Source organism: Actinoplanes sp. NPDC020271, from assembly GCF_044388125.1.
GTDB lineage: Bacteria > Actinomycetota > Actinomycetes > Mycobacteriales > Micromonosporaceae > Actinoplanes.
Genome location: NZ_JBIRWQ010000010.1, coordinates 150,118 through 175,982, shown reverse-complemented (window position 1 = coordinate 175,982; position 25,865 = coordinate 150,118). Strand labels below are relative to the sequence as shown.

The window sequence follows — 25,865 nt, the reverse complement described above, 5'->3', positions numbered from 1 at the left end:
GCCATGGAGAAGACGCACGCGGCCGACAACCACGACCTCATCCGCGTGCACGGCGCACGCGTCAACAACCTCAAGGACGTCAGCGTCGAGATCCCGAAACGCCGGCTGACCGTCTTCACCGGGGTCTCCGGCTCGGGCAAGAGCTCGCTGGTGTTCGGCACCATCGCAGCCGAGTCGCAGCGGATGATCAACGAGACGTACAGCGCGTTCGTCCAGGGCTTCATGCCGACCCAGGCCCGCCCCGACGTCGACGTGCTGGAAGGGCTGACCACGGCGATCCTCGTCGACCAGGAGCGGATGGGCGCCGACCCGCGGTCGACCGTCGGGACCGCGACCGACGCCAACGCCATGCTGCGGATCCTGTTCAGCCGGCTCGGCGATCCGCACATCGGCTCCCCGCAGGCGTACTCCTTCAACGTCGCCTCGATCTCCGGTGCCGGCGCGGTGACCCTTGCGAAGGGCGGCGTCACGACCAAGGAACGGCGCAGCTTCAGCATCACCGGCGGGATGTGCCCGCGGTGCGAGGGGCGCGGCGCGGTGACCGATTTCGACCTCTCCGCGCTGTACGACGAGGAGAAGTCCCTCAACGAGGGCGCGCTCACCATCCCGGGCTACAGCATGGAGGGCTGGTACGGCCGGATCTTCCGTGGTTGCGGGTACTTCGACCCGGACAAGCCGATCAAGAAGTACACCAAGAAGGAGCTGGCCGACCTGCTCCACCGGGAGCCCACGAAGATCAAGGTCGACGGCATCAACCTGACCTACAGCGGCCTGATCCCGTCGATCCAGAAGTCCTTCCTGGCCAAGGACCGGGAGGCGATGCAGCCGCACATCCGCGCGTTCGTGGACCGCGCGATCACGTTCACCACCTGCCCCGAGTGCGACGGGACGCGGCTCAGCGAGGGCGCCCGCTCCTCGAAGATCAACGGTGCGAGCATCGCCGACGTGTGCGCGATGCAGATCAGTGACCTCGCCGGGTGGGTGCGCGGGCTGGACGAGCCGTCGGTCGCCCCGCTGCTGGCCAAGCTGCGGCACACGCTCGACTCGTTCATCGAGATCGGCCTCGGCTACCTGTCCCTGGACCGGCCGGCCGGCACTCTTTCCGGCGGCGAGGCGCAGCGCACCAAGATGATCCGGCACCTCGGGTCCTCGCTGACCGACGTGACGTACGTCTTCGACGAGCCCACGATCGGCCTGCACCCGCACGACATCCAGCGGATGAACGAGCTGCTCCTGCAGTTGCGGGACAAGGGCAACACCGTGCTGGTGGTCGAGCACAAGCCGGAGATGATCGCGATCGCGGACCACGTCGTGGACCTCGGGCCACGAGCCGGCGCGGCCGGTGGGGAGATCGTGTTCCAGGGCACGCTCGACGGGTTGCGCGGCGCCGGCACGCTGACCGGACGGCACCTCGACGACCGGGCGGGGCTGAAGAACGACGTACGGAAGGCCTCCGACTTCCTCGAGGTGCGCGGCGCCGACCGGCACAATCTCCAGAACGTCGACGTCGACGTCCCGCTCGGCGTGCTCGTCGTCGTGACCGGGGTGGCCGGCTCGGGCAAGAGCTCCCTGATCCACGGCTCGATCGCCGGGCGCGACGGCGTGGTCGCGGTCGACCAGGGGGCGATCAAGGGCTCACGGCGGAGCAACCCGGCGACGTACACCGGTCTGCTGGAACCCGTCCGCAAGCAGTTCGCCAAGGTCAACGGCGTGAAGCCGGCCCTGTTCAGCGCGAACTCGGAGGGCGCCTGCCCGAACTGCAACGGCAACGGCGTGATCTACACCGACCTGGCGATGATGGCCGGCGTGGCCACCACCTGCGAGGTGTGCGAGGGGCGGCGCTTCGACGCGTCGGTCCTGGAATATCGGGTGAACGGCAAGGACATCAGCGAGGTGCTGGCGATGCCGGTGGCCGAGGCCGTCGAGTTCTTCGCCGCCGGCGACGCCCGGAACCCGGCCGCTCACAAGATCCTGGTGCGCCTGGCCGACGTCGGCCTCGGCTACCTGACGCTGGGCCAGCCGCTGTCCACTCTGTCCGGTGGCGAGCGGCAGCGCGTCAAGCTGGCCGTCCACATGGGGGAGCCGGGTGGCGTGTTCATCCTCGACGAGCCGACGACCGGCCTGCACCTGGCCGACGTCGAGCAGCTCCTCGGGCTGCTGGACCGGCTGGTGGACGCGGGCCGCTCGGTCATCGTCATCGAGCACCACCAGGCCGTGATGGCGCACGCCGACTGGATCATCGACCTGGGCCCGGGCGCCGGTCACGACGGCGGCCGCGTGGTCTTCGAGGGAACGCCGTCCGACCTGGTCGCGGCCCGGTCCACGCTCACCGGTCAGCACCTCGCCGCGTACGTCGGCCCTCGGTGAGGGTCGTGCTCCGGCCCGGACGTTTTCCCCGGACGCCGGACGCCGGACGCCGGTGAGCACGACAGTGTGTGATCACCGGGTGAGGACTTTCCCGGCGCGGGTCTCCGTGGCGCCGGCGGCGGGTTCCGCGGTCACCGGCCCGTCGTGGCGGCTGTCCTCCGGGGCGGGGGCTGTGGCCGGGTCTGTTGCTCTGAGCGGGACCACCCGCGGACGTCGCCCTGGAGGGCTGAGCGTTCAGGGGCGCCCCGCGCCCCTGCTCGGACCGGAAGGGTCCCCGCGGGAGCGACGGCCGGCGACCACAGCGGACGCAGGACATGAAGATCTTGAATTTGATCTTGGTGTGGGGGTGAGGCTTCTTTCGGCGGAATGGGGAACGTCAGCCGCCGGAAACGTGGTCGCGGCAGAATGGACCGCATGGATCTTCGCCAAGGCAGCCAAGACCCCAGCGGCCCCCCCGGCACCAAGAGCCCCAACGGCGCCAAGGGCACCGACCGCACCAGCGGCATCGGTCTGCGACGGCTGGGCACCAGTGTGGAAGAGTTCCAGCAGGATCTGCTGAGCAGCCTCTACTACCGCCGCGGCACCACGGTGGAGTCGGCCAGCGCGCGCGACGCCTACGAGGCCCTGTCGCTCAGCGTCCGTGACCGGCTCGCCGATCGCCGCGCCCGCACCGCGGCCGCGCACTACGCCAGCAATCCGCGGTGGGTCTACTACCTCTCCGCGGAGTATCTGCTCGGCGCCCAGCTGGAGCAGAACCTGCTCTACTCCGGCACCGGCGAGGTCGCGGCGCAGGCGGTGAAGGCGCTCGGCCGTTCGCTGGAGGAGCTGGAGGATCTGGACGTCGAGCCGGGGCTCGGCAACGGCGGTCTGGGCCGGCTGGCGGCGTGCCTGGTCGACTCGATGGCCACGCGGGACATCCCGGCGGTCGGCTACGGCATCCGCTACGACTTCGGCATCTTCAAGCAGAGTCTGGAGAACGGCGCGCAGGCCGAGCGGCCGGACGACTGGGCGTTCCAGGGTAATCCGTGGGAGTTCCCGGCGCCCGACGATCGGCAGACCGTGCACTTCTACGGTCACACCGAGCCGATTCCGGGGTCGGAGACGCGCAAGCGCTGGGTGCCGGGCGAGATCGTGCTCGGCGAGCCCAGTCACATGCTGGTCCCCGGGTTCGGGACGGAGACTGTCAACATCGTGCGGCTGTGGCGGGCGTGGGGCAGCGAGGCGTCGTTCGACCTGTCGCGGTTCTCCGCCGGGCAGTACGCGGAGGCGGTCCAGGAAGCGGTCCGGGCCGAGAACATCAGCAAGGTCCTCTACCCCGACGACAGCACTGAACTGGGGCGTGAGCTGCGGCTCAAGCAGCAGTACTTCCTCTGCTCGTGCTCGCTGCGCGACATCATCCGCCGGTTCCGGCTGCGCAACGAGAACTGGGACGACTTCGCCGAGAAGACGGTCATCCAGCTCAACGACACGCATCCGACGATCGCGATCCCGGAGCTGATGCGGCTGCTCGTCGACGAGTACGAGCTGGAGTGGGACCGGGCCTGGGCGATCACCCGCAAGACGTTCGCGTACACGTGTCACACGCTGCTGCCGGAGGCCCTGGAGACCTGGCCGGTGCAGCTGTTCGAGCGGCTGCTCCCGCGGCACCTGGAGATCATCTACTTGATCAACATGCTGTTCCTGCGTGAGGTCGAGCAGCACTTCCCGGGCGACGTCGACCGCGTCCGGCGGATGTCGATCATCGGGGAGGGCGACGAGCGCCGGGTCCGGATGGCGCATCTCGCGGTGGTCGGGACCGAAGCCGTGAACGGGGTCGCCGAGCTGCACTCGAAGCTGCTGCGCGAGACGGTCCTGCAGGACTTCGCGGCCCTGTGGCCGGCCAAGTTCCAGAACGTGACGAACGGCGTCTCGCCGCGCCGGTTCGTGAAGCTGGCCAACCCGCGGCTCTCCGATCTGATCACCGAGGGGCTCGGCGACGACGGCTGGCTGACCGACCTGGAACGTCTCGCCGGGCTGGAACGCCTCGCCGAGGACGCCTCGTTCACCGAGCGCTGGCGGGCGGTCAAGCGGGCGAACAAAGTGGACCTGGGCGCCGGTGACCCGGACTCGCTCACCGACGTGATGATCAAGAGGTTCCACGAGTACAAGCGGCAGCAGCTCAAACTGCTGCACGTGGTGACCATGTACCACCGGATCCGGGCGAACCCGACCGGGAACTGGATTCCGCGGACCGTGCTCTTCGCCGGCAAGGCGGCGCCGGCCTACCACGCCGCGAAGAGCATCATCCGGCTGATCAACGCGGTCGGGGCGACGATCGCGGCCGATCCGGTCGTGGCGCCGTACCTGAAGGTGGTCTTCGCCGAGAACTACAACGTGACCCTGGCCGAGCAGATCGTGCCGGCCGCCGACCTGAGCGAGCAGATCTCCCTGGCCGGCAAAGAAGCCAGCGGCACCGGCAACATGAAGCTGGCGCTGAACGGGGCGATCACGGTCGGCACGCTCGACGGGGCGAACATCGAGATCCGGGCCCGGGTCGGCGAGGAGAACTTCTTCCTTTTCGGGCTGGACGCGTTCCAGGCGGCCGAGGTACACATCGCCGGTTACCGCCCGCGTGAGCAATACGACCGGGACGCCGAGCTGAAGACGGCGATCGACTCGATCGCGGCCGGTACGTTCGGCGGGGTCGGGCGGGAGGTGACGGACTCGCTGCTGGGCTGGGACGAGTACCTGACGCTGGCCGACTTCCGGTCGTACCTGGACGCGCAGGAGGAGGTCGAGCGGGCCTGGCGCGACCCGGTCCGCTGGACCCGCATGTCGATTCTGAACACCGCGCACAGCGGGTTCTTCTCCTCGGACCGCACGGTCGCCGACTACGCCGCCCGGATCTGGCGCGTCGCCCCGGTCACGGTCCCCCGGGAGTCCTGATCCACTTGTGCCCCAGCGGCGGCCGGTCCCGTTTCCGGCCGCCGTTCAATCAAGATCGAAGACCGATTTCGCCGTACGGCCGCAGCACCGTCAGTTCGCCGGGAAGAAGTTGCCGTAGACGTCGAGCGACTGCCCCGCAGCCGTCGTCGCGACCGCCTCGTAGGTGTCGCCGCCGGCGTCGCGGCCACCCGCCTCGTGCGAGTACTTCGCCGTGAACGTGTACGTCCCCGGCGCCACCTCGTCCGCCGGCGCCAGCGTGAACGTGTAGAGCAGCGCGCCGGCCGGCTCGGTCACCCCGGTCGTCACGCTCGCCCCCGGGACCGATTTCGTCGCGCCCCGCGAGGTCAGCCCCGGCGTCTTCGCCACCCGCACGGTGACCTTCAGCTCGGTCAGCTTCTCGGTCGTCTTCAGGGTGATCACGCTCGCGCCCTGGGTGTCGCCGCTGCCGGGATCGATCGAGCCGTCCGACCAGAGCGGGCCCTGCTGGACGCGGGTGTTGCCGGGGGCGCCCTGGACCGGGGCCGGCGGCGTGCTCGTGGCCGGGGCGGTGGTCGGCGCCGTTGCCTCGCCCGTTCTGGACGGCTTGACCGTTGAGGGCTTGGCGGATACGGCGGGACTTGTGGGATGTGTCGGTGTTGCGGTTGCCGTGGGCTCGGTCGTCGCGGGCGTGGTCGTCACCACCGGCGGAATCGCATCCTGCTTACCGGAGTCGCCGGCCAGCGCCCACTGCGCGGCGAACCCGCCACCGCCGAAGAGCGCGACCAGCCCGGCCACGAGCGCGAGCCGCAACTTGGCGGAGCGCCGCCGGGCCGGGGCCGGAGCTGTCATCGCCGACGACGTGATCCGGGCCAGCATCGCCTCACGGTCCGGCTGGTGCAGCGACGCCTCGGCGCGCAGCGCCGACCGCAACTGATCGTCCGACAACCCGCCGCCGTTGCTGCTCATCGCGTCACCTGCGCTGCGCTCCGGTGCCGCGACGAGCTGACGACTGTGCTCATGGATTCGCTCGCGAGCTCGCTCATCGCGTCACCTGCGCTGCGCTCCGGTGCCGCGACGAGCTGACGACTGTGCTCATGGATTCGCTCGCAAGCTCGCTCATCGCGTCACCTCCCAGCCGTCGATCCGGTCGGCCGACCCGCCCAGCAGGTCGGCCAGCTGCTTCGCGCCGCGCGAGGTGGCGCTCTTCACCGCCCCGACCGAGATGCCCAGGGTCGCGGCGACCTCGCGCTCGGACAGGTCGAACGCGTATCGCAAGACTACGCAGGCCCGTCTTCTATGCGGTAATTTGCGCAGCGCGCCCCGGACGTCGACGATCGCCGGAACGTCCCGGGCCTCGGTGCGGTCCGCCGACCCGAACGAGAAGAGCCGGTCCCGGGCCCGGCGCCGCACCCACTGCCGGGCCAGGTTCATCAGGATGCCGTGTCCGTAAGCGATCGGATCGTCGGCCGCCTGTACACGTTCCCAGTGCCGCCAGACCTCGGTCAACGCGTCGGCGGCGAGGTCGTCGGCGGCCGCGGACTCCCCGGTCATCAGGTAGGCCAGCCGCGACAGCGACGCATGATGACGCTCGAAGTACGCGCGGAACGCGTCGTCGCGCATCAGCATTCTCCCCGCATCTACCGGCCGGTTTGTTTCCCGAACTTTTCCTGGACCGGACGACGTTAGAGATCAAGAAGTTGTGTTGGCAAGGTCCGTCCGGTCGATGAGATCAGCCGCAACGTCTTTGCCGGCGGCGCCCTGATCGACAGAATCCTGTCCCTCAACTGAGACGAGTCCGTGCTCGCGCGGGGTGGCGGGGGTCAGTAAACTTCGGCGCCGCCGCAACAATCACGGGGAGCCAGGACAGTGCCGCCATCGCAAACGGGCTCGAACCCCGCGGAGACCGTCCGGCTCTCCGACGCACCGCAGGAGCCCGCACCGCAGGAGCCCGCACCGGTGGCGCCCGCCCCGGAGGACGCCCCGGTGCGGCCGGGTCTGCGGGCGGCCTGGCCGGCCGTCGCTCTCTACGCCGCGCTGCGGTTCGTCGGCATCGCCGTGGCCTGGGCCTTCGCCGCCGACCAGCACCGTAGCCTGCTGAAACTGCTCGGCGCCTACGACGCGATCTGGTACGCGGGCATCGTGCAACACGGCTACGACACCGCCATCCCGTTGAAGGCGAACGGTTCGCCGGCGACGACGAACCTCGCGTTCTTCCCGTTCTTCCCGGGGCTGGTCGCGATCGTCGACCCGGTGCTGCCGGGCGGCGCCGACGTGGCCGGCATCGTGGTTTCGTGGCTGGCCGGGCTGGCCGCGGCGTGGGGGCTCTTCGCCGTCGGCGCGTTCCTGCGCGATCGCCGTACCGGAATAATTCTTGCCGGGGTCTGGGCGGTCCTGCCGCACGGCTTCGTCGAGTCGATGGGCTACACCGAGACGCTGTTCACGGCGCTCGCCGCCTGGACGCTGTACGCGCTGCTGCGGCGGAACTGGCTCACCGCCGGGCTGCTCTGCATGCTCGCCGGGCTGACCCGGCCGACCGGGTCGGCGTTGATCGCAGTGGTCGGGCTGACCGCGCTGATCGCCGTCGTGCAGCGTCGCGACGGATGGCGGCCGTGGGTGGCCGGTGTCCTTTCCCCGCTCGGCTTCGTGGGCTTCTTCGCTTTCGTCGGGCACCGGCTGGGTCGCGCCGACGGGTACTTCCACGTGCAGAACGACGCGTGGAAGATGTCGTACGACTTCGGGCAGAACACCATCAAGACCACGCACACGCTGCTGACCAAGCCGTCGGCCCTCGCGTTGTACGTGGTGGCGCTGGTCGTCCTGATCGCCGCCGCGCTGCTGATCATCCTGGCCACCGATCGGGTGCCGTGGCAGCTGACGGCGTACTCGGCGATCATCCTGGCGCTGTCGTTTTTCGGGGACAGCTACTACAACTCGAAGGCGCGTCTGCTGATCCCGGCGTTCCCGCTGCTGCTGCCGGTCGCATCAGGCCTGGCCCGGGCCCGCCGCCCGATCGCCGTGGTGGTCCTCGGGCTGTTGACGGTGATCTCCGCCCTCTACGGCGTCTACCTCAGCATGGTCTGGACCGCCTCGCCGTAAGGGGCGGCGCAGTGCCAGCGCGCCCGCGTAACCCAGCACCGCGGCGAGCGGGATCCAGAGCGGCATCATCAGCCGCTCGTACTGCGAGGGCACCGGGTGGGCGACGACCATCGCCACCCCGGTCAGCCCGGTGAGGATCCACAGCGCCGCCACCGGTCGCATCCGCAGCACGAAGACGCTCAGCACGGCGAGCAGGACGACGGGCTTGACCAAGGCGGTCAGGTCGGCTGACAGCCGGGACGGCCAGAACGCGAGGTTCTTGCCGATCAGCCAGTGGATCGGATCGGCCACGTCCGGGGCCCGGAAGTGGACGGTGGCGTAGTCCTGCACGGTCTCGTCGAAGCCGGGCAGGCCGAGCACCTGGCTGACCAGCGCCCACCCGGCCACCCCGAGCCCGCCGAGCCCCATGATCAGCGCTGGGCCACGCCGACTCCCGCCGTGCACCAGACCCGCGCCGGGCCTGCTCACGTGGTCCACCAGCGGCTCGGCCCGCCTGCTCGCGGGGCCCACCAGCGGCTTCGCTTGCCGTGGGCTCGCGGGGTCCACCAGCGGCTTCGCTTGCCGTGGGCTCGCGGGGTCCACCAGCGGCTTCGCTTGCCGTGGGCTCGCGGGGTCCACCAGCGGCTTTGCTCGCCGCCTGCTCGCGCGGTGGGCCAGGGTCAGCGCGCCGGTGGCGAGCAGGACCAGGCTCATCGCCATCCCGCTGGCCGATCGGACGGCGAACAGCCAGGTCAGCGCGGCGACGATCAACGGGATGCCGCCGGCCAACCGTCCGCGTCGGACCAGCATGGCGCCGAGCAGCACGGCCAGCATGCCGGCGACGACCCCGGCCTCGGCCAGCATCCGGCTCATCCAGAAGCCGGTGGGCAGCACGAACAGCAGGACCGATGCCAGTATCCCGGCCAGGCGCAGGCCGCTGGCCAGCCACACCGCGAGGTAGGCCAGCACCGCCGCGACCAGCGCCAGCACCAGGGTGGCGGCGATCATGCCGGTCCACGGGCCGAGCACCGCCACGAACGGCGCGGCGAACAGCGGGTAGCCGGGGCGGCTGTCGAAGATCGCCCGGTACCGCGGCTTGGCCGTGGACGTGTCATAGGTCGTACGGTCGCCACCGGCCCGGTTGTAGTCCTCGAGGATCAGGGCTTCCGCCCGCTTCCGGGCCGTCTCGGCGTCGACACCGGTGAAGATCAGCGCCTGGCGCATGTACCAGAAGCTGTCGCCGCTGGTCCGCTTCTCCGGCCCGTAGTAGCGGACCGTGAAAAGCAACGCCGCCATCGCCACGACCAGCAGGATGCTCGCGCCCTCGACCAGCCGTCGCCGGGCCGGCCCACCGGACGACCGCGCAAAGGACCACCTGACATCACGCATTTCTGCGCCCCCGTAAGTATCACGCCGTGTGAGAACGCCGCCCGGGCGTTCCGGGGCTCCTTTCGTCGATGTCCGGTCCGGCGCCGACAATCTACTTCGGATGATCAAGAGGGTGGGGGCGCGGTCAGGTTCAGCCGGACGGGAAATCCGCCGGCCGGCATCGGGGGAAAGCGCGTGAGCGTGGAGCCGGACGGTTTACGTCCGGCTCCACGCTCACGAGAAATGCTGGTACCGGCCGCGCCGGTGGTGGGTCGGTGCCGCCGTTATCCCCGCTGCCGGGGAACGACGTGCGAAAGCCGAGTCCCCGCGGCCGCGGCCGCGTCGGCAGCGGACTTCGCCCGCATATCGGAGAATGCGGTGCGCAGCGTCGTCCGGATCCAGCGGGCCATCGGCTTTTCCACCAGCCGGTAGACCAGCCAGGCGAGCCCGAGGAGCAGCACGATGGTGCCGATCTCCAGGAACCACACGGGCAGCGCGGTTCCGTCGTAGGCCCGGCGGATGACGGTGTACCCGATGCGCTGGTGCAGCAGGTAGAACGGGTAGGTGAGAGCACCGGCCGTGGTGAGCCAGCGCCAGCGGATCCGGTCGGTCCAGCCCAGCGCGACCACCAGGATCGCGGCGAACATGGCGGTCACCACCGCGACTCCCGGCCGGACGGCGACGTCGAAGCCGGGGTTGAGGTCGGCCACCCGGTCGAACGAGCGTTTCACGCTGAGCAGCCAGGCGAAGCCGATGATCGCGAACAGCAACGGTGACCGGCCGAACCGGTGGATCAGGAACGCCGCGATGCCGGCGATGAAGTACGGCGCGTAGTCGGGAACGATGATCACCGACAACGTCTGGTTGCCGAGCGCGGGTGCGAACACCGCCGCGGTCATCCACACCATGCAGAACGCCACCACGCGGGTGTACGTCAATCCGAATGCGGCGAGCGCGGCGAAAAGAATGTAGAACCGCAGCTCGATGAAGAGCGTCCAGTAAACACTGTCCACAGAGTTGACGCCGAGCGGTTCCTGCAACATGGTCAGATTGACCGCGATCTCCCTCAATTCCGGAATTCCCTTGACGGGAATTCCTCCGGAGATCGGGAAATAGGTGACCACCGCCGCGGTGATCAGAACGCACGCCCAGTAGGCCGGGTAGAGCCGGCTCACCCGGGAGGTGAAGAAATCGCCCAGGCTCCGGTTCCAGCTGCTCATTCCGATGACGAATCCGCTGATCAGGAAGAACAGCTCGACGCCGAGGAAGCCGTAGATGGTGAAGTGGGACACCGTCGGCAGGAAGTGCTGCGGGGGGCTGTAGCCGTCGATCCGCCAGGAAACCGTGAGGTGATACGACGCGACGGCCAGTGCGGCGACCAGTCGGAGCCCATCGAGCACGGCCAGCCGGGGGGCGCGTCGCGCCACCGGGGGCGAGGGCTTTTCGCCGGGCTCGGGAAGGCTGCCTACGCCAGCAGCGCCCGGGACCGCCGGATAGAGATGAGTGCTCCCCACCTGTCCCGATTGTCCCGTCTGAATCGTCCGCTCGGTGTTCATCGGCGGCCATGCTAGCTGGCCACTTTTGCGGCGTCAAAATCGCCTTGAGGCCGAACTCGACACGTTTATTACGACTGCTGACGCAATTAACGAGGGCCGTGACGGGGCGGCCGTGCCGCCGACCGGCCCCGTCACCGTGTGACGTCTGTCTATAGCTCGGTGTACATATTCGTGGCGTCGGGCTTTGCCGGGCGCGGCCTGATCGACGACCCCGGCGCGGTGCTGGCCGTCTGGCACGACGCGCTCGACGCCCGGCCGTGGGCCGGCCCGGCGCTGTGGCTGCACGGCGACCTGCACCCGGCCGGCGTCCTCACCCGCGACGGCACGCTCTGCGGGGTGGCCGACCTCGGTGACCTCTGCGCCGGGATCTCGCGTACGACCTGTCCGCCGCCTGGCTGCTGCCGGACGCCGGGCCGTTCTGGGCGGCGTACCGGCCGTCGGCCGACGACGCCACGCTGCGCCGCGCCCGCGGCTGGGCGATGGCGCGTGCTCAGCGGCCTGCTCGTCGCGGCCGGCGACGGGCCGGGCGGCAAACCGTCGTGGGGTCCGCCGGCGCTCGCCGCCCTGCGCCGGCTGCTCTGACCGGGACCACCCACGGAGGCCGCCCTTCCGGGTCTCGCGTTCTGGGCCGGCCACGGCCCTGCGAGGCCCGGAAGGGTCCCCGCGGGAGCGGCGGAGAAGGACCACAGCGGAGAGGGGACATGAAGCTCTAAAGGTTTTCGATCTTCGGGATGATCTCCGGGAACGTGTCGACCGCCGCCGTGACGTAGCGCGGGTCGAAGTCGGTGAGGCGCCGGACGCCGCTCTGCAGGCAGGCGATGAAGTGGAGTCCGGCGCCGCCGGCGGCGAGGGCGTCGCCAGGGGAGTCGCCGACGTAGACGCAGTCGCGGGGGTGGAGCCCGGTTTCGGCGAGGAGTTCGTCGAAGGCGCGCGGATCCGGTTTGCGGAAGCGGGTGTTGCCCTGGTGGTAGGCGCCGGTGACGCGGCCGGCCAGCACGTGGCCGGGTTGCAGCAGGTGGCTGACCTCGCGTTCGGCGCGGGAGGTCAGCAGCATGACCGTGCGGCCGTCGCGGACGACCTGATCAAGAGCGGTCAGGTTCTCCGGCGGGATGACGTCGAGGCGGCCTTCCTCGAGGTAGCGGTCGTGCCACTCCGGGAACAGGGCGGCGAAGCGGTCCAGGTCGACGCCGGGGGAGCGGTGCGGCATCGCCTCCAGCAGGGTCTCGCCCCAGGTGGCCAGGTGCACGTCGCGGGGCATGGGCGGGCGGCCCATCGCGGCGAGCACGTCGTTCTCCAGGTCGAACGAGGCGGCCTCGGTCAGGCAGAGGGTGTCGTCGACGTCGACGACCACGGCACGGATCACGGATACCAAAATAGAGACCGTGGACAGTGTCGCGGGCATCCGGCGCTATCCGGTGAAGAGCGTGTGCGGCGAGCGCCTCGACCAGGCTGTCGCCGAGCCCGGTGGCCTGGCCGGTGATCGGGCGTGGGCCTGCGTCGACGACGACGGCATGATCGGCAGTGCCAGGCATCCGCGTCGATGGGGTGGGCTGCTGGGAGTCAGCGCGTCCGGTGCGCGCGGCGGCACCGGGCCCGGTTGCGGCCGAATCTGCTGATCGAGGCGGACGCCGACCCGGAGCCCGGGGACCGAGCTGACGATCGGCGACGTGGTGCTGCGCGTCCAGTTCCCGGCGCCGCGGTGCATCGTGCCGAGCCTCGCACAGGGTGACCTGCCGGCCGATCCGGGGCTGCTGCGGGCCGGGCACCATCGCCGGCCGGTGTCCGGGGAGGGGAAGGCGGCCTGCTTCGGGGTCTACGCGGATGTCGTGCGGCCGGGCACCCTGCGGGCGGGCGGCGTAGTACGTTCCTCTGATGTCCCGCCCGAGGCCCGCCACCATCCGTGACGTCGCGGCGCTGGCCGGGGTGTCGGTCGGGACCGCCTCCAAGGCGCTGAACGGGCGGGGCTCGCTGCGCGCCCAGACCGTGGCGCGGGTGCGGCAGGCCGCCGAGCAGCTCGACTTCCGGCCGAATCAGGCGGCCCGTGACCTGCACGGCGATCGGACGTACACGGTCGGCATGATCACCACGGACACCATCGGCCGGTTCAGCATCCCGCTGCTCATCGGCGCCGAGGACATTCTCGGCGCGGGCCAGGTGTCGGTGCTGCTCTGCGATGCGCGCGACGATCCGATCCGGGAGCGGCACCACCTGCGGGTGCTGCTCGGGCGCCGGGTCGACGGGATCATCGTGACCGGTCGCCGGGCCGGGACGCGCGCGCCGATCGGCACGAATCTGCCGGTGCCGGTCGTCTACGCGTTCATCAGCTCGACCGATTCTGCCGACTGCTCGGTCGTGCCCGACGAGACCGGCGGCATCCGGCTCGCGGCCGACCATCTGCGTCACGCCGGCCGGAGCCGGCTGGTCCACGTCACCGGCCCGGAGCATCATCATTCCGCGCGGGTCCGGGCGTCCGCGCTCGCCGGTGACCTGGTCGCCGAGCCGCTCTTCGGCGAGTGGAGCGAGGCGTGGGGCCGGCGCGCGGCCGGTCTCCTGCTGGCCCGGGGCGTGGACTTCGACGGCGTCATCGGCGGCAACGACCAGATCGCGCGGGGCGTGGCGGAGACGCTGCGGGAGGCCGGCCGGGACGTGCCGGGCGACGTCGCGGTCACCGGCTTCGACAACTGGGACGTGATCGCCGAGGCCAGCCGTCCGTCGTTGACCAGCATCGACATGGATCTGGACGGGCTGGGCCGGGCGGCCGCGGGGCTGTTGCTGGCGGCGATCGACGGTGATCCGCGACCGGGGCAGCACCGGCATCCGGCCCGCCTGGTCATCCGGGACTCCACGCTCTGATGGGAGACTCCGGACGTGCTTGATCAGTTGCTGCCGCCCCCGGTGCGTTCGGCCGTCGCGTTCACCGACGACCCGGACGAGGCCGGCTACCCCGGTGAGGAATCGCTGATCGCGACCGCCGCCCCGAACCGTCGCCGCGAGATCCTCACCGCGCGCCGCTGCGCCCGCGAAGCCCTGCTCGCCCTCGGCCACGCCCCGACCGCCATCCTCCGCGGCGCCACCCGCGAACCCCTCTGGCCGGCCGGGGTGTCCGGGAGCATCACCCACTGTGCCGGCTTCCGCGCCGCCGCCGTCGCCCACACCAGCGAGATCGCCAGCCTCGGCATCGACGCCGAACCGCACGCGCCGCTCCCGCCCCGCGTTCTGGCAACCATCACCACCCCGGCTGACCTGGCCCTTCTCGACCGACTGGCGGTCTCCCACCCGGACGTCTGCTGGGATCGGCTGCTGTTCAGCGCCAAGGAGTCGATCTACAAGGCGTGGTTCCCGGTGACGGGCCGCTGGCTCGGCTTCGAGGACGCGTCACTCTCCGTCGATCCGGACGCGGGCACGTTCACCGGCCACATCCTGATCGACGGGCCGCTGGCCGAGATGCACGGCCGCTTCCTCGTCGACCGCGGCCTGATCGTCACCGCTGTCTGTCTCTGAGAACTTCAAAGGATCAACTTCAAGATCTTCATGTCCTGGGTCCGCTGTGGTCCTTCTCCACCGCTCCCGCGGGGACCCTTCCGGGCCGAGCAGGGCGCGGGGCGCCCAGAACGCTCAGCCCTCCAGGGCGGCCTCCGTGGGTGGTCACGGTCAGCCCCCAACCCCGCACCGTTCCAGGGCCGGGTGCCGGACCGGGCTGCTCAGGCGGGAGCGGGCAAGTCGGCCGTGAGTTCGCCGGTCGGCGTGACCACCCCTGGACCGGGCTGCTCAGGCGGGGGTGAGCAGGTCGGCCGTGAGTTCGCCGGTCGGCGCGACCACCCCGCACCGGGTCTGCACATGACGCAGCGCCTCCGCATGATGTGCCGGGCTGAAATCGGCCACGGCGTCACTGACGACGAACGGCTGGACCCCGCGCATGAACGCGTCCAGCGCCGTCGCCATCACCCCGATGTGCCCGTAGACCCCGGTGACGATCAACTGATCCCGGTGGCCGAGCCGGTCGGCGAGATCGGTGCCGACGAAAGCGCTGTACCGCCGCTTCGTCAGCACCACGTCATCGGCGCCCGGAGCGAGCTCGTCGGTGATCGCCAGCGCCCGCGGATCCGCCGGCGGCCCGTCACCCCAGAAGTCCTGCAGCAGCCCACGCTCCTCCGAGCTCTGCCCACCCGGCTGGGCGGAGAAGAACACCGGGATCCCGGCGCGGGCGGCGTGCCGGCGCAACTCGGCGATGTTGGCGATCACCTTGCGGAGCAGCGCATTGTCCGTCCCGAACGGTGCCAGGAAGTAGTTCTGCATGTCGTGCACGAGCAGCGTGGCCCGGGTCGGCTCGACGCGCCACTGGACCTTGCCGCTCGCACGGGTGAACCCGGACGGCACCAGGTACGGATTGATGCGGGGGAGCATGTCAGCCTCTCGGATCGGCCAGTTCTGGCAAGACGGGTGCGTGGTCGCGGGGGACCTCGGGCGCGCAGGTAGCGTCGCCGTCGACGTACAGGTGGTGCGTGGTCGCGGGGCCCTCAGGCGCGCAGGTCGCGTCGCCGTCGACGTACAGGTGGTGCATGGTCTCGGGGGCCTCAGGCGCGCAAGGTGGCGCCACCGTCGACGTACAGGTCGTGCATGGTGATGTGCCGGGCGCGATCGGAGGCGAGGAACAGGACCGCGTCGGCGATGTCCTCCGGCCTGGCGATCCGGCCCAGCGGGATGCCGACCCGGAAGGCGGCCGGGTTGCCGGCCAGCACCGCGGACGCGTCGTCGCCGGTCCACAGCTCGCGCTGCATCGGGGTGTCGGTCGAGCCGGGGGCGACCACGTTGCAGCGGATGCCGTGCGGGGCCAGTTCCAGGCCGAGGCACTTGGTGAACATGGTGCTCGCGGCTTTCGACGCGGCGTAGGCGGCCATGCCGGCCCGGGGCACCCCGGCAGCGTTCGACGAGACGGTGACGATGGCGCCGGCGTTACGTGGTTTCATCCGGCGGGCGACCGCGCGGCTGACGTGGAAGACGCCGGTCGTGTTGACCGCGAACGTGTGTGCCCAGTCCGCGTCGGTCAGGTCCACGACGTCACCGAGGTGCAGAACTCCGGCGACATTGACCAGCAGGTCGATCGGCCCGTCGATGCTGTCGATGACGGCCTGGACCTGATCCGCGTCGGTCACGTCCGCGGCGTGGCTCTCGATCAGGTCGCCCGCCGATTCGGGTTGCCTGACGTCGACGGCGTGAACGCGGGTGCCCTCGGCGGCCAGCGCGACGGCGACCGCGCGACCGATGCCGCGGGCCGCACCGGTCACAATCGCTGTCCGGCCGGCCAGGCCGTAACCCGGCCGGTCCCTGTCCAGGGGCGTGGTCATGCCATCGGCTCCGCTCGTTAGGTTAGCCTAACCTAGCATCTTGGCCCGGCGGTGCAGAAGCGTGGATCACCTCACTCATCGGCACAATGTGGAAAGTGGCCGGCCGTCGGTCCGGCTCGCGGTCGCAGCGATCCAGCACAGGTCGGTGATGACGTCCGCTTCGTCCAGCCGCCACAAACCGAACGTCCAGTCGGACCCGGAACTCGCCAGCAGCTTGCCGTCCGGCGAGAAGGAGAGCGAGCCCGACCGATCCCGGTGCCCGGTCAGGACGGCGTCCGGACGGCGCGCTCCGGCATCCCACAGGTGGACGCGCCCGTTGAACTCGGTCGTGGCGAGCGTCCGCCCGTCCGGCGCGAACGCGATCCCGTCGATCTGCTGGATCTGCGGATCGGTGCGCCAGCGCACGTTCGCGCCGTCGGGGCTCCGGATCTCCACGAATCCGCTGGTCCCGGCGACGGCGATCGAACCGTCAGCCGGCGACACCGCGAGGTCGAGCGGCATGGTGTTGCCGAGCGCGGCGCCGGGCTGCTCACTGAAATCGCTGACCCGCCAGCGCCGCAGGTCCGACGCCCACGCGTAGCTGCCGGTGCCGCTGCCATTGGCCGTCACGGTGGCGAGCAATGTCGCCCCGTCGGCACTGAACGCGACCGTGTAGGGGTTTCTCCCCGGCCAGAACGAGGCACGCGCCTCGCGCTGGACGACGTCGTACACCAAGATCTTCGAGGCCTTTTGCTCGGCCTCGGCGAGGTGCGACCCGGCGGCGAAGATCTCGTCCGCCGTGAGGCCGGTCGAGACCGCGAGCAGGGAACCGTCCGGTGAGACGGCGAGGTCCGTCTCGATCCCGGCGAGCGGCACCGTCTCCCGAAGGTTCCCGGTCGCCGCGTCGCGCACCTCGAGTTGGCGATCCGCGGTGACGTCGACCAGCGTGCCACCCGCGGCGTAGGCCACCACGGCCGGTGCCCCGCTCGTCCGGATCGACGTGACCAGGTTGCGGGTGGCGGTGTCCCAGACCCGGACCAGGCCGTCGTCGGCAGCGGTGGCCAACTGCCGGCCGTCCGGGGAGAACGCGCTTGCGGTCACCCGTCCGACGTGCGGCAACCAGGTGGTCGCCCGCCGCAGCATCGCGGTCGGCGCGTCCGCGCCGGTCACCGCGACGAGGCGACCGTCCGGCGAGACCGCCACGGCGGGGGCCGTCCCCACCCCGGTGTCATGGATCGTCTTCGAGCCGTCGGCCAGCGAGAACAGTCCGACGGTGCGGTTGCCGTTGTTGGCGACCACCACGCCGTCGGAGGTGATCGCGATCCGGCCGGCGCCGGCCGGGACCACGTCCGGGACCATCGTGCGCACCTTCTTGCCGGACGGGATCGCCCATTGGGTGAGCTGGCCGAGCGCGTTCGAACCGACCAGGCTGCCGTCCGGCGCGAAGGCGACGAACGCGGTGTCCGCAACGGTCGTCACCAGCCGCCAGCCGTCCACCTGCCAGACCCGGCCGGGCGACTTCCGATCCTTGGTGGCCGCCACGAACCTGCCGTCGCGGCTGACCGAGAGATCGAGCGCGAAATAGTCGCCGATCGGAACGGAGCGGGCCAGCCGGCCGGTCGTCGCGTCCCAGAAGCCCAGCTGGAACTCGTTCCCGGTGGTGTCGGTGCGCGTGGCGATCACCGTGGAGGTGCCGGGCAGCCAGGCCGCCGCCGCCCCACCGGGCAGCACCCGGACGAGCTGACCGGTCGCGGCGTCCCAGATGTGCACGCCGTTGTACGCGACGGTGCTGGAGAGAAGGAACCGGCCGTCCGGGGAGAAGGCGACGGCGGCGGTGTTCTCCCGGGCCTTCTCGTCGGGCGGGACCAACGGCTTGCCGACCGGTTGGTAGGTGGCCGCGTCCCACAGCCGGACCGTTCCGTCCTCGTGGGCGACCGCGATCCGGGTGGCATCCGGACTGATCCCCACACTCGTGCCGCCCGGCTCGGTGCCGAGCGTGCCCAGCGCATTGACCATCTGCGCGGAGAGCAGCGCGCCGCGCGCCTCCACCGTCGGCTTCTCCTGCCAGCCGGCCAGCGCCTGCCGGACCGCCGTGATCTCGTCCCGGTCCAGCGCGTTGATCGCCTCGGCGGCATGCTGCCGGGAGGCCGCGTCACGTCGGCTCTCCTGCGCCTCCTGCTCCTTCTCCGCGGCGACCCGCTGCTTGTCGACAGCGACCAGACCACCCGCCACGGCCAGCAGCAGGGCGACACCCAATCCGGCAGCCAGTCGGCGCAATCGCCCGGTCGTCCGGCGCCGGGCCAGCTCGTCGCGCTCGGCTGCCTCGGTGCCGGCGGCCAGGAAATCCGGTGCCGGTGCGGGAAGGGCGCTCGCGTCGGTGAGCCGTTCCCGCGCCGCCAGCAGCCGCGAACCCCGCAGCAGCAGATCCGGGTCGTGACCGGAACGGTCCCAGTCCTCCGCGGCCTCGACGACCCGCTGCCGCAGGTCCAGGTCGGCGCGGGCCTCCTCCACCCAGCCGGCCAGCCGCGGCCACCCGGTGAGCAGCGCCTCGTGGCTGATCTCGACGGTTTCCGCCCCGGCGGTCACCAGCCGCTCGGCGACGAGCCGGTCCAGCACCGCGGTGTTCCCGGCGCTGCGTTCCCCGCGGCGGCGGACGACCGTGCCGGTGCTGGTCACCGTCACCAGCGAGAGCAGGGCGGCACGCAGGGCCTCGCGGTCCTCCGGGGTCAGACCGAGGTAGATGCGCTCGGCGGTCTCGGCCACCGCGTACCGGATCCCGCCGGTCTTCCGATAGGCCTCGACCGTGAGCCGGTCGTCGTCACGCCGCTCCCAGGTCGCCCGCAACGCGTGTGCCAGCAGGGGCAACGCGCCTGGCTGGTAGCCACCACCGGTGGCCGCCGCGTCGTCGAGCGGATCCTGGCCGAGATCCCGGAGCAGCAGCTCGGGCAGGCCCGGGTCGACCTTGAGCCCGGCCTGCTCGGCGGGCTCGATCACGACCCGGCGCAGCGCCTCGGCGTCCAGCGGACCGAGCACCACGTGCCCAGCGGCGAGGAGCCCGGCCAGCGGCGGCAGCTCGATGCAGGCGGGATAGAAATCCGACCGCACGGCGATCACGACCAGCGCCGGCGAGGCCGCGGTCAGGGCCGAGGCGAACGCCAGCCGCTCGGCCGGATCCGCACACTGGGTGAAAAGCTCCTCGAACTGGTCCACCACGATGATCGGCCGGCGGCCGGCGGCCTCGGCTTGCCCGGTCAGCGTCCCCAGCCGCTCCGGCTGCCGCCGCACGTCGTCGACCAGCTCAGGCATCGCCGCGGAACCGTCCGGGACCAGGGCGGCGACCTCCTGAACCAGGTCACGCAGGGGAGTCGGGCCGGGTGTGAGCAACACCCACGGCCAGGTCGCCGCCTCCGGCCCGGACCGGCCGGCACCGATCGCGGGAAGCAGGCCGGCGCGCAGCAGCGAGGACTTCCCGACACCGGAGACCCCGGTGACGACCAGGGCCGGCCCGCCCACGACCTGCTCGCTCAGCCGGCCCAGGAGCTCGGCGACCTGCGCCTCGCGGCCCCGGAACAGCGGCGCGTCGGCCGGCTCGAAGGCGGCCAGCCCTGGATAGGGCGACACCGTGGAACGAGGCCCGGGTGAGGGCGGCAGCGGCTCTCGGGTCACCGCGACAAGCTGCCGCCGGACCTGCTCGAGCTGCTGATGCAGCAGGAAGGTCTGCCCGGCGAACTGCTGCCGCAGGCCGTCGACGGCCCGGTGCACGTCGCCGACCATCCACCGCAACTCCCCGACGTCGCTGCCCAACTCCTCGAAGACCTGCTCCAGCTGGCGGCGCAGGTCCTCGTCGGCCTCGGCCGCCTCGGTCAGGGCGGTGGCGACCGCGTCCACCTCGTGCAGGACCGCGGAGACCTCGGCCTGCAACTGGCGGCTCCGCTCGTCACCCGCGTCGAGCAGGGGCAGCAGGTCGGCGGCGACGGCGTCGCGCCACTGCTGCTCGGTGACCGGGGCTGTCCCGCGCAGCCGCTGGGCGGTGCCGGCCAGGGAATCGGCCAGGAAGTTGCTCCCCAGGCCGCCGAGCTGAGCCAAGGCCACCGCGAACTCGGCCGAGACGCCGAGCCCGGCACCGGCCACCGGCGCCACCGCCGAAGCGGTCAGAAAGGCGAGAATCGCATACGGACTGGCACCGCGGGCCCGTGCCCGGGCGCGCCGTCCGGTCTCCCGGACCCACGCCCGCACACCGGCCCGAGCACGGTCGGCGGGCTCGGAAGTGTCAGGGAGATCAGGGTCGTGCACGGCTGCCGTCCTTCGTGGACATCGACGTCGCGGAGGCCCCATGATGGCACCGCGAGGCGACTCGCCACACCAGACCGAAAGTACTGATTCCCGTCGCGGAAACCGTCCTTTGGACCGGTGCGGCGGCTGGCCCACGCTGCGTACTTTGGCGGCGTGACCGAATCGCTGACGCACAGCGGGAGAGTCGGCCGCCAGCCGATGGCCTGGCTGCCGGTCTCCCTGATCGCCCTCGTGGCGAGCCTGTCCTTGCTGGTTGCCGCCGCCCGCTACGACTACCACCGCGACGAGCTCTACTTCCGGATGCTCGGCAACCACCCCGCATGGGGTTATGTCGACCAGCCCCCGTTCACCCCGCTCCTCGACCGCCTGGCGATCGAGGTCCTCGGCGACTCGGTCCAGGCCATCCGGATTCCCTATGCCCTGCTGTTCGCACTGGCCGCGCTACTGGCCGCCGCGATCGCCCGCGAGGTCGGCGGCGGCGCGGGCGCGCAGTCCCTCGCCGCCTCGGTGGTTTTCGGCACTTTCCCGCTCACCGCCTTCCACGTCGGATCCACGGCCGCGACCGATCTGTTGGTCTGGCTCGGCGTCCTCCTCTTCGTGATCCGCGCGCTGCTGCACGACCGGCCACGCGCCTGGCTGTGGGCGGGCCTGATCACCGGTCTCGGCCTCTACAACAAGCACCTGGTCGTGCTGCTCCTGCTCTGCTTGGCCGGCGCGCTGCTGATCACCGGGCCGAGGCGGGTGCTGCTGTCGCCGTGGCTCTGGGCCGGTGTCGTGATCGCGCTGGTCGTCGGCCTGCCGAATCTGATCTACCAGGTGGCCCACGGACTTCCGCAGGCCGAGATGGCCCGCGCGCTCGCCGAGGACAAGGGCGAGGAGTCCCGAGTGCTGCTGGTGCCGATGCAGTTGGTGCTTCTCGGGCTGCCTCCGGTGTGGACAGCCGGCGTGGTCACCCTGTGGCGCGCTCCGCGCTGGCGGCCGATTCGGGCACTCGCCGTTGCGTACCCGTTGATGGTGGTCCTGGTGTTCGTGATCGCCGGGCAACCGCACTATCCGCTGGGCCTGCTCACCGGTCTGTTCGCGATCGGCGCCGTGCCGACCGTGAATTGGCTCGGCGGTCGTGCGTCCCGGCGGGTCTGGCTGGTGGCCGGCGTGCTGGTCTTCGGCGCGATCGGCGTCGCCACCTCCCTGCCGGTGATTCCGGACAGCAGGCTGGCCGGTTCGGTCGCCGCCGAGGTCAACCAGACGATCGCCGACCAGATCGGCTGGCCCGAATATGTCGAGCAGGTCGCCGCGGTCTATCAGGCCCTGCCCGCCGAGGACAGGTCTCGTGCGGTGCTGTTCACCTCGAATTACGGGGAGGCCGGTGCGCTGGATCGTTATGGCCGTCCGCGAGGCTTGCCGCAGGTCTACAGCGGTCACAACGAGCTTTACGACTTCGGCCCGCCGCCGGACGACAAGACCGTGGTGATCGGAGTCCTACAGGGCGGCCCGGAACGCGTCGCCCAGCTGTTCGGCTCCTGCACCGACCAGGGCCGGTTGCACAACGCCGCCGGCGTCGAGAACGAGGAGTCCGAGGCGGCCCACATCTACGTCTGTCGTCCGGCCACACCATGGCATGCGCTCTGGCCGGCGCTCCAGCACTACTCATGAGCGCGCGGCGCCCGGTCGCCGCGCCGGGCCGACATTCAACCCCGGACCCCTTTTCCGGTACGGCGTGAGCCGCCCGTGACGGCCGCGTGCGAGGTCCGCTGTGACCCGCGGGCTCACCTCGTTCGGGTCGGCGCCGCGGCTCCCAGCTCGTGGCCGTTGTGCCCGTGGGATGGACCACGAGCGGCGAATCAGGACGTGGCCAGCGGACTTGCTTCGCGCAGGCGCTGGACGACCGGAGCGAAGGCTTCCATGAACAGGCCGTTCACCGCGTAGTACGAGAAGCCGGCCTCGGCTCGCCGGTGCAGCAACTCCTCAGCGGCGTGGTCGGCGTCGCCGATCAGGAAAGCGGCTGCCCCCGAGGCGGCCATCTCCCGGGGATCGCCGCCGACCTGCCGGGACAGCCAGTCCGGCAGAGCGAAGATGCTCGGGGCGAAAGCGGTCACCCCCAGCAGCAGCTCCACCCGATCCGCCCGGTTCGACAGATTCCGGAAGGCCTCCGCGGTGCGGAACAACTCGTGCGGCCCGGTCGTCGGCGGCAGCCCGAACGTCACCACGTCCGCCTGTTCCGCGGCGAGCCGCATCATGCCCGGCTTCGAAGCCGCGACCAGCGCTTTCGGCGGTACGGGCAGGTCCCGCGCGGCGGCGATGGTGTCCGCGGTCCGGCGCAGGCGCTCGGCCGGCGTGCCCCACGTCCCGCCGAGCGCCGCGGTGTCCGCGTGTCCGTCGGGCCGCCCGCCACCGACACCGAGCTCGAACCGCCCGTCACTGATCGTCTGCAGACTCCGGGTCTCCCAGGCGACGTGTGCGGGCGTGCGGTTGGGCGCGTTCAGCACGTAGGTGCCGACCCGCAGAGTGCTGGTCGCCGCGGCGGCCGCGGCCAGCGCCGCGAACGGCGACAGCGTGAACAGCGTGTCCGGGATGAGCAGGATGTCGTATCCGAGCTCGTCGGCTCGCCGTGCGGTCGCCGCCCACTCGGCGCCGTTGCGCGCCTGCCCGGCGACGACTCCGAATCGAAACGCATGCTCAGTCATCTGCCCACTGTCCCGGACCCGCTGCCGGGCCGCGTCCTCTCCAGGACGACTTCCCGCGTACGCCCGTGGAGGTACGCGGCGACATCTCGTGCGCCCCGGTCGAACGTCCGGATACGCCGCGAGCGGTCAGCTTGACTCTGCCCCTGGGGCAGGGTGGAGGCTTTTCTCACCGACGCGAGGCGCGGGAAGGAGCTGGTCGGCGTGTCAGGAGTGGGGAGAGTCAGGGCCTCGGCCGCGGACGGCCCACGCCGCCGCGGTGAGATGGATCGACCCGTCCGCCCACGTCGGAAGCCGTTCCCGGAGCAGACCTCGCAGCCTGTCCCACCGGGCGCGATCGAGCGAGGCGACATGGCCGGGCGCCGGGCCCTGGCCACCCAGGAACCGGAGCGCGGAGGCACCTCGGGATGCGCGGGGTGGCGAGAGCTGAGGACGCGCACTGCGACGGGAGGCGAGGGTGCGGCGTGCGGTGCAGGTCGACGTGCGGCGGGCGACGTGCGGCGGGCGACTTGCGGCGTGCAGCGGGCGACGTGCAGCGGGCAACGGGCAACGGGCAACGGGCAACGGGCAACGGGCAACGGGCAACGGGCGTTAGGGGTGGCGCGGGGCGGTGGGGACGTCAGATCTGGCGGTCGCGGCCGGCGAAGAAGCCCGCCACGATCTGCGGGACCATCAGGCACACCATCACGGCCAGCGGCGCCGTCCACCCACCGGTGGCGTCGTGCAGTGCGCCGATCAGGATCGGCCCGGGGATGGCGATCAGGTAGCCGACGCCCTGGGCGAAGGCGGAGAGCCGGACGACTGTCGCCGGCGTCCGTCCGCGCAGCGCGATCATGGTCAGGACCAGCGGGAAAGCGGTGTTCACGATCCCCAAAAGGATGGCCCACAACCACGGCGCGGCGGCCGGGTTCGCCCACAGGCCGGAATAACCGGCAATACCGAAAAGGCCCAGACCGACCGCAATGCCACTCTGCGAGCGAACCCGGCCGGCCAGCGCGGACAGTCCGAGTCCCAGCGGCACCCCGAGCAGGGAGGTGGTGGCGAAGAGCACGCCGGCCAGTTCGGCGGAGAGCCCGGCGTCGCGGTAGATCTGCGGCAGCCAGCCGATGATCACGTACGCGGAGGTGGACTGCATCCCGAAGTAGACGGCGAGCGCCCAGGCGATCGGCTGCCGGATCACCCGCACCGGCGGCGCGTCGGTGACCTGTGCGGCCGTGGCGCTACGGTCGCGTGCCATCAGCAGCCACGGCGGCAGGGCGATCACCGCGGCCAGCGCCCAGCAGGCGAGGCCGAGCCGCCAGTCGCCGAACCCGTCGCTCAGCGGCACGGTCGCGGCGGCGGCGGTGGTGGCTCCGAGGTTCAGCGCGACCGTGTAGATGCCGGTGACCGTGCCGACCTGGGTCGGGAAACGGTCCTTGACGATCGAGGGCAGCAGCACGTTGACCAGCGCGATGCCGGCCAGTGCGACCGCGCTGAGCAACACGAACAGCGCCGAGTCGGGCGCGAAGGCCCGGGTCGCCAGGCCGGCGGTGAGCAGCAACAGGCCGCCCGCGATCACGGGCGCGGTGCCGACTCGCCGGGCGATGCGTGGTGCGAGCAGGCCGACAGTGGCGAAGCAGAACACCGGCACGGAGGTGAGCAGGCCGGCCACGGTCGCGCTCATGTGCAACCCGTCGCGGATCTCGGTGAGCACCGGGCCGACGCTGGTCACCGCGAGCCGCAGGTTCACCGCGGCCAGGACGAGCGCGACGAGCGTGAAGATCCGCCCGTGACGCGACTTGTTCAGTTGTTCTTCGAGCACGGCCACGTCCACCATCATCGTCGCGCACCGACGCGAACGCGAACCGGGGTACACCTTCCGCGACCTGCTAAGAAGCCGGAGGGGGCATATGCCCCATCCGGCTTCCGGTCGTTACATGTGTGACGCCCGCGAACGGGAGCGGAGCGCCTGGGGTGCCGTGGCGGGAAGGGTCGCACCGGCACCGGAAGGGCCCGGCTGCGGTGCCCGGGCGAGGCGGTTCTGCCAGCCTGAGGTCCGGCCCCGGTCCGCGAGGCGGAGAGGCCGGGCGCTGCCGTCCTGCGAGCCCGAGGTCCGGCCCCGGTCCGCGAGGCGGAGAGGCCGGGCCCTGCCGTCCTGCGAGCCCGAGGTCCGGCCGCGGTCCGCGAGGCGGAGAGGCCGGGCGCTGCCGTCCTGCGAGCCCGAGGTCCGGCCGCGGTCTCGCGAGGCGGAGAGGCCGGGCGCTGCCGTCCTGCGAGCCCGAGGTCCGGCCCCGGTCCGCGAGGCGGAGAGGCCGGAC

General features: G+C 71.2%; 19 protein-coding genes. 9 read left to right on the top strand and 10 right to left on the bottom strand.

Annotated elements, in window-relative coordinates; all coding sequences use genetic code 11:
- The first annotated feature begins 3 nt into the window (after positions 1-3).
- Together ACH442_RS23205 and ACH442_RS23200 are read left to right on the top strand one after the other, a co-directional pair.
- Entirely contained in the window at positions 4-2,367 is a 2,364-nt protein-coding gene (locus tag ACH442_RS23205; protein ID WP_396340175.1) for an ATP-binding cassette domain-containing protein, read from the top strand.
- Positions 2,368-2,781: 414 nt separating this feature from the next.
- Entirely contained in the window at positions 2,782-5,292 is a 2,511-nt protein-coding gene (locus ACH442_RS23200) for a glycogen/starch/alpha-glucan phosphorylase (RefSeq protein WP_396340174.1), read from the top strand.
- A gap of 90 nt (positions 5,293-5,382) precedes the next feature.
- Here ACH442_RS23200 and ACH442_RS23195 read toward each other — a convergent pair whose 3' ends face one another.
- Both ACH442_RS23195 and ACH442_RS23190 read right to left on the bottom strand, forming a co-directional pair.
- Positions 5,383-6,237 carry a hypothetical protein gene (locus ACH442_RS23195; RefSeq protein ID WP_396340173.1) on the bottom strand — a complete coding sequence of 285 codons (855 nt, stop codon included), beginning with the start codon at positions 6,235-6,237 and terminating at the stop codon, positions 5,383-5,385.
- A 150-nt stretch (positions 6,238-6,387) separates the two neighbouring features.
- Positions 6,388-6,891, bottom strand: coding sequence for a SigE family RNA polymerase sigma factor (locus ACH442_RS23190; protein WP_396340172.1), 504 nt, complete (start codon positions 6,889-6,891; stop codon positions 6,388-6,390).
- Positions 6,892-7,137: 246 nt separating this feature from the next.
- Between ACH442_RS23190 and ACH442_RS23185 the strand changes: the two genes are divergently transcribed.
- Positions 7,138-8,367 (top strand): hypothetical protein, encoded by a 1,230-nt coding sequence (locus tag ACH442_RS23185; protein WP_396340171.1) that lies wholly within the window; start codon positions 7,138-7,140, stop codon positions 8,365-8,367.
- On the opposite strand, the gene ACH442_RS23180 is transcribed toward ACH442_RS23185, so the two are convergent.
- A complete protein-coding gene (locus ACH442_RS23180; protein WP_396340170.1) occupies positions 8,254-9,735 on the bottom strand; it encodes a hypothetical protein in 1,482 nt (493 codons plus the stop codon). The genes ACH442_RS23185 and ACH442_RS23180 overlap by 114 nt on opposite strands.
- Before the next feature lie 263 nt (positions 9,736-9,998).
- Positions 9,999-11,141, bottom strand: a complete 1,143-nt coding sequence (locus ACH442_RS23175) for an acyltransferase family protein (RefSeq protein ID WP_396340169.1) — start codon at positions 11,139-11,141, stop codon at positions 9,999-10,001.
- Between the two features lie 300 nt (positions 11,142-11,441).
- Between ACH442_RS23175 and ACH442_RS23170 the strand changes: the two genes are divergently transcribed.
- On the top strand, positions 11,442-11,852 hold the full coding sequence (locus ACH442_RS23170) for a hypothetical protein (RefSeq protein WP_396340168.1): 411 nt from the start codon (positions 11,442-11,444) through the stop codon (positions 11,850-11,852).
- A gap of 127 nt (positions 11,853-11,979) precedes the next feature.
- Here the strand turns inward: ACH442_RS23170 and ACH442_RS23165 are convergent, their stop codons facing one another.
- Positions 11,980-12,633 carry an HAD family hydrolase gene (locus tag ACH442_RS23165; RefSeq protein ID WP_396340167.1) on the bottom strand — a complete coding sequence of 218 codons (654 nt, stop codon included), beginning with the start codon at positions 12,631-12,633 and terminating at the stop codon, positions 11,980-11,982.
- A 19-nt stretch (positions 12,634-12,652) separates the two neighbouring features.
- On the opposite strand from ACH442_RS23165, the gene ACH442_RS23160 reads away from it, so the two are divergent.
- From ACH442_RS23160 to ACH442_RS23145, 4 genes are read left to right on the top strand one after another with little or no spacing between them, the layout of a single operon-like run.
- Positions 12,653-12,886 (top strand): MOSC N-terminal beta barrel domain-containing protein, encoded by a 234-nt coding sequence (locus tag ACH442_RS23160; protein WP_396340166.1) that lies wholly within the window; start codon positions 12,653-12,655, stop codon positions 12,884-12,886.
- A 36-nt stretch (positions 12,887-12,922) separates the two neighbouring features.
- Complete coding sequence (locus ACH442_RS23155) at positions 12,923-13,174, top strand: MOSC domain-containing protein (RefSeq protein WP_396340278.1); 252 nt, start codon at positions 12,923-12,925, stop codon at positions 13,172-13,174.
- On the top strand, positions 13,143-14,123 hold the full coding sequence (locus ACH442_RS23150) for a LacI family DNA-binding transcriptional regulator (RefSeq protein WP_396340165.1): 981 nt from the start codon (positions 13,143-13,145) through the stop codon (positions 14,121-14,123). Before ACH442_RS23155 ends, ACH442_RS23150 begins: the two co-directional genes overlap by 32 nt.
- Before the next feature lie 15 nt (positions 14,124-14,138).
- The gene (locus ACH442_RS23145) at positions 14,139-14,771 is read left to right on the top strand and encodes a 4'-phosphopantetheinyl transferase (RefSeq protein WP_396340164.1); all 633 of its coding nucleotides are present in this window, start codon (positions 14,139-14,141) and stop codon (positions 14,769-14,771) included.
- Between the two features lie 267 nt (positions 14,772-15,038).
- Here the strand turns inward: ACH442_RS23145 and ACH442_RS23140 are convergent, their stop codons facing one another.
- The 3 genes from ACH442_RS23140 to ACH442_RS23130 form a co-directional block, all read right to left on the bottom strand.
- The gene (locus ACH442_RS23140) at positions 15,039-15,674 is read right to left on the bottom strand and encodes an isochorismatase family protein (RefSeq protein ID WP_396340163.1); all 636 of its coding nucleotides are present in this window, start codon (positions 15,672-15,674) and stop codon (positions 15,039-15,041) included.
- 170 nt (positions 15,675-15,844) lie between these two features.
- Positions 15,845-16,615, bottom strand: a complete 771-nt coding sequence (locus ACH442_RS23135; protein ID WP_396340162.1) for a 2,3-dihydro-2,3-dihydroxybenzoate dehydrogenase — start codon at positions 16,613-16,615, stop codon at positions 15,845-15,847.
- Between the two features lie 75 nt (positions 16,616-16,690).
- Positions 16,691-20,887: an NACHT and WD repeat domain-containing protein gene (locus ACH442_RS23130; RefSeq protein WP_396340161.1), complete on the bottom strand. Its 4,197-nt coding sequence runs from the start codon at positions 20,885-20,887 to the stop codon at positions 16,691-16,693.
- A 153-nt stretch (positions 20,888-21,040) separates the two neighbouring features.
- On the opposite strand from ACH442_RS23130, the gene ACH442_RS23125 reads away from it, so the two are divergent.
- On the top strand, positions 21,041-22,540 hold the full coding sequence (locus ACH442_RS23125; protein ID WP_396340160.1) for a glycosyltransferase family 39 protein: 1,500 nt from the start codon (positions 21,041-21,043) through the stop codon (positions 22,538-22,540).
- Between the two features lie 188 nt (positions 22,541-22,728).
- Here the strand turns inward: ACH442_RS23125 and ACH442_RS23120 are convergent, their stop codons facing one another.
- Entirely contained in the window at positions 22,729-23,571 is an 843-nt protein-coding gene (locus ACH442_RS23120) for an LLM class flavin-dependent oxidoreductase (RefSeq protein ID WP_396340159.1), read from the bottom strand.
- A 616-nt stretch (positions 23,572-24,187) separates the two neighbouring features.
- Positions 24,188-25,387, bottom strand: a complete 1,200-nt coding sequence (locus ACH442_RS23115; RefSeq protein ID WP_396340158.1) for a CynX/NimT family MFS transporter — start codon at positions 25,385-25,387, stop codon at positions 24,188-24,190.
- Positions 25,388-25,865 lie beyond the last annotated feature (478 nt).

Coding starts and splice junctions, on each gene's coding strand:
- ACH442_RS23120 (WP_396340159.1), bottom strand. CDS start 23,571: ATGACTGAGCATGCGTTTCGATTCGGAGTCGTCGCCGGGCAGGCGCGC.
- ACH442_RS23205 (WP_396340175.1), top strand. CDS start 4: ATGGAGAAGACGCACGCGGCCGACAACCACGACCTCATCCGCGTGCAC.
- ACH442_RS23180 (WP_396340170.1), bottom strand. CDS start 9,735: ATGCGTGATGTCAGGTGGTCCTTTGCGCGGTCGTCCGGTGGGCCGGCC.
- ACH442_RS23195 (WP_396340173.1), bottom strand. CDS start 6,237: ATGAGCAGCAACGGCGGCGGGTTGTCGGACGATCAGTTGCGGTCGGCG.
- ACH442_RS23135 (WP_396340162.1), bottom strand. CDS start 16,615: ATGACCACGCCCCTGGACAGGGACCGGCCGGGTTACGGCCTGGCCGGC.
- ACH442_RS23150 (WP_396340165.1), top strand. CDS start 13,143: ATGTCCCGCCCGAGGCCCGCCACCATCCGTGACGTCGCGGCGCTGGCC.
- ACH442_RS23140 (WP_396340163.1), bottom strand. CDS start 15,674: ATGCTCCCCCGCATCAATCCGTACCTGGTGCCGTCCGGGTTCACCCGT.
- ACH442_RS23190 (WP_396340172.1), bottom strand. CDS start 6,891: ATGCGCGACGACGCGTTCCGCGCGTACTTCGAGCGTCATCATGCGTCG.
- ACH442_RS23200 (WP_396340174.1), top strand. CDS start 2,782: ATGGATCTTCGCCAAGGCAGCCAAGACCCCAGCGGCCCCCCCGGCACC.
- ACH442_RS23115 (WP_396340158.1), bottom strand. CDS start 25,387: ATGATGGTGGACGTGGCCGTGCTCGAAGAACAACTGAACAAGTCGCGT.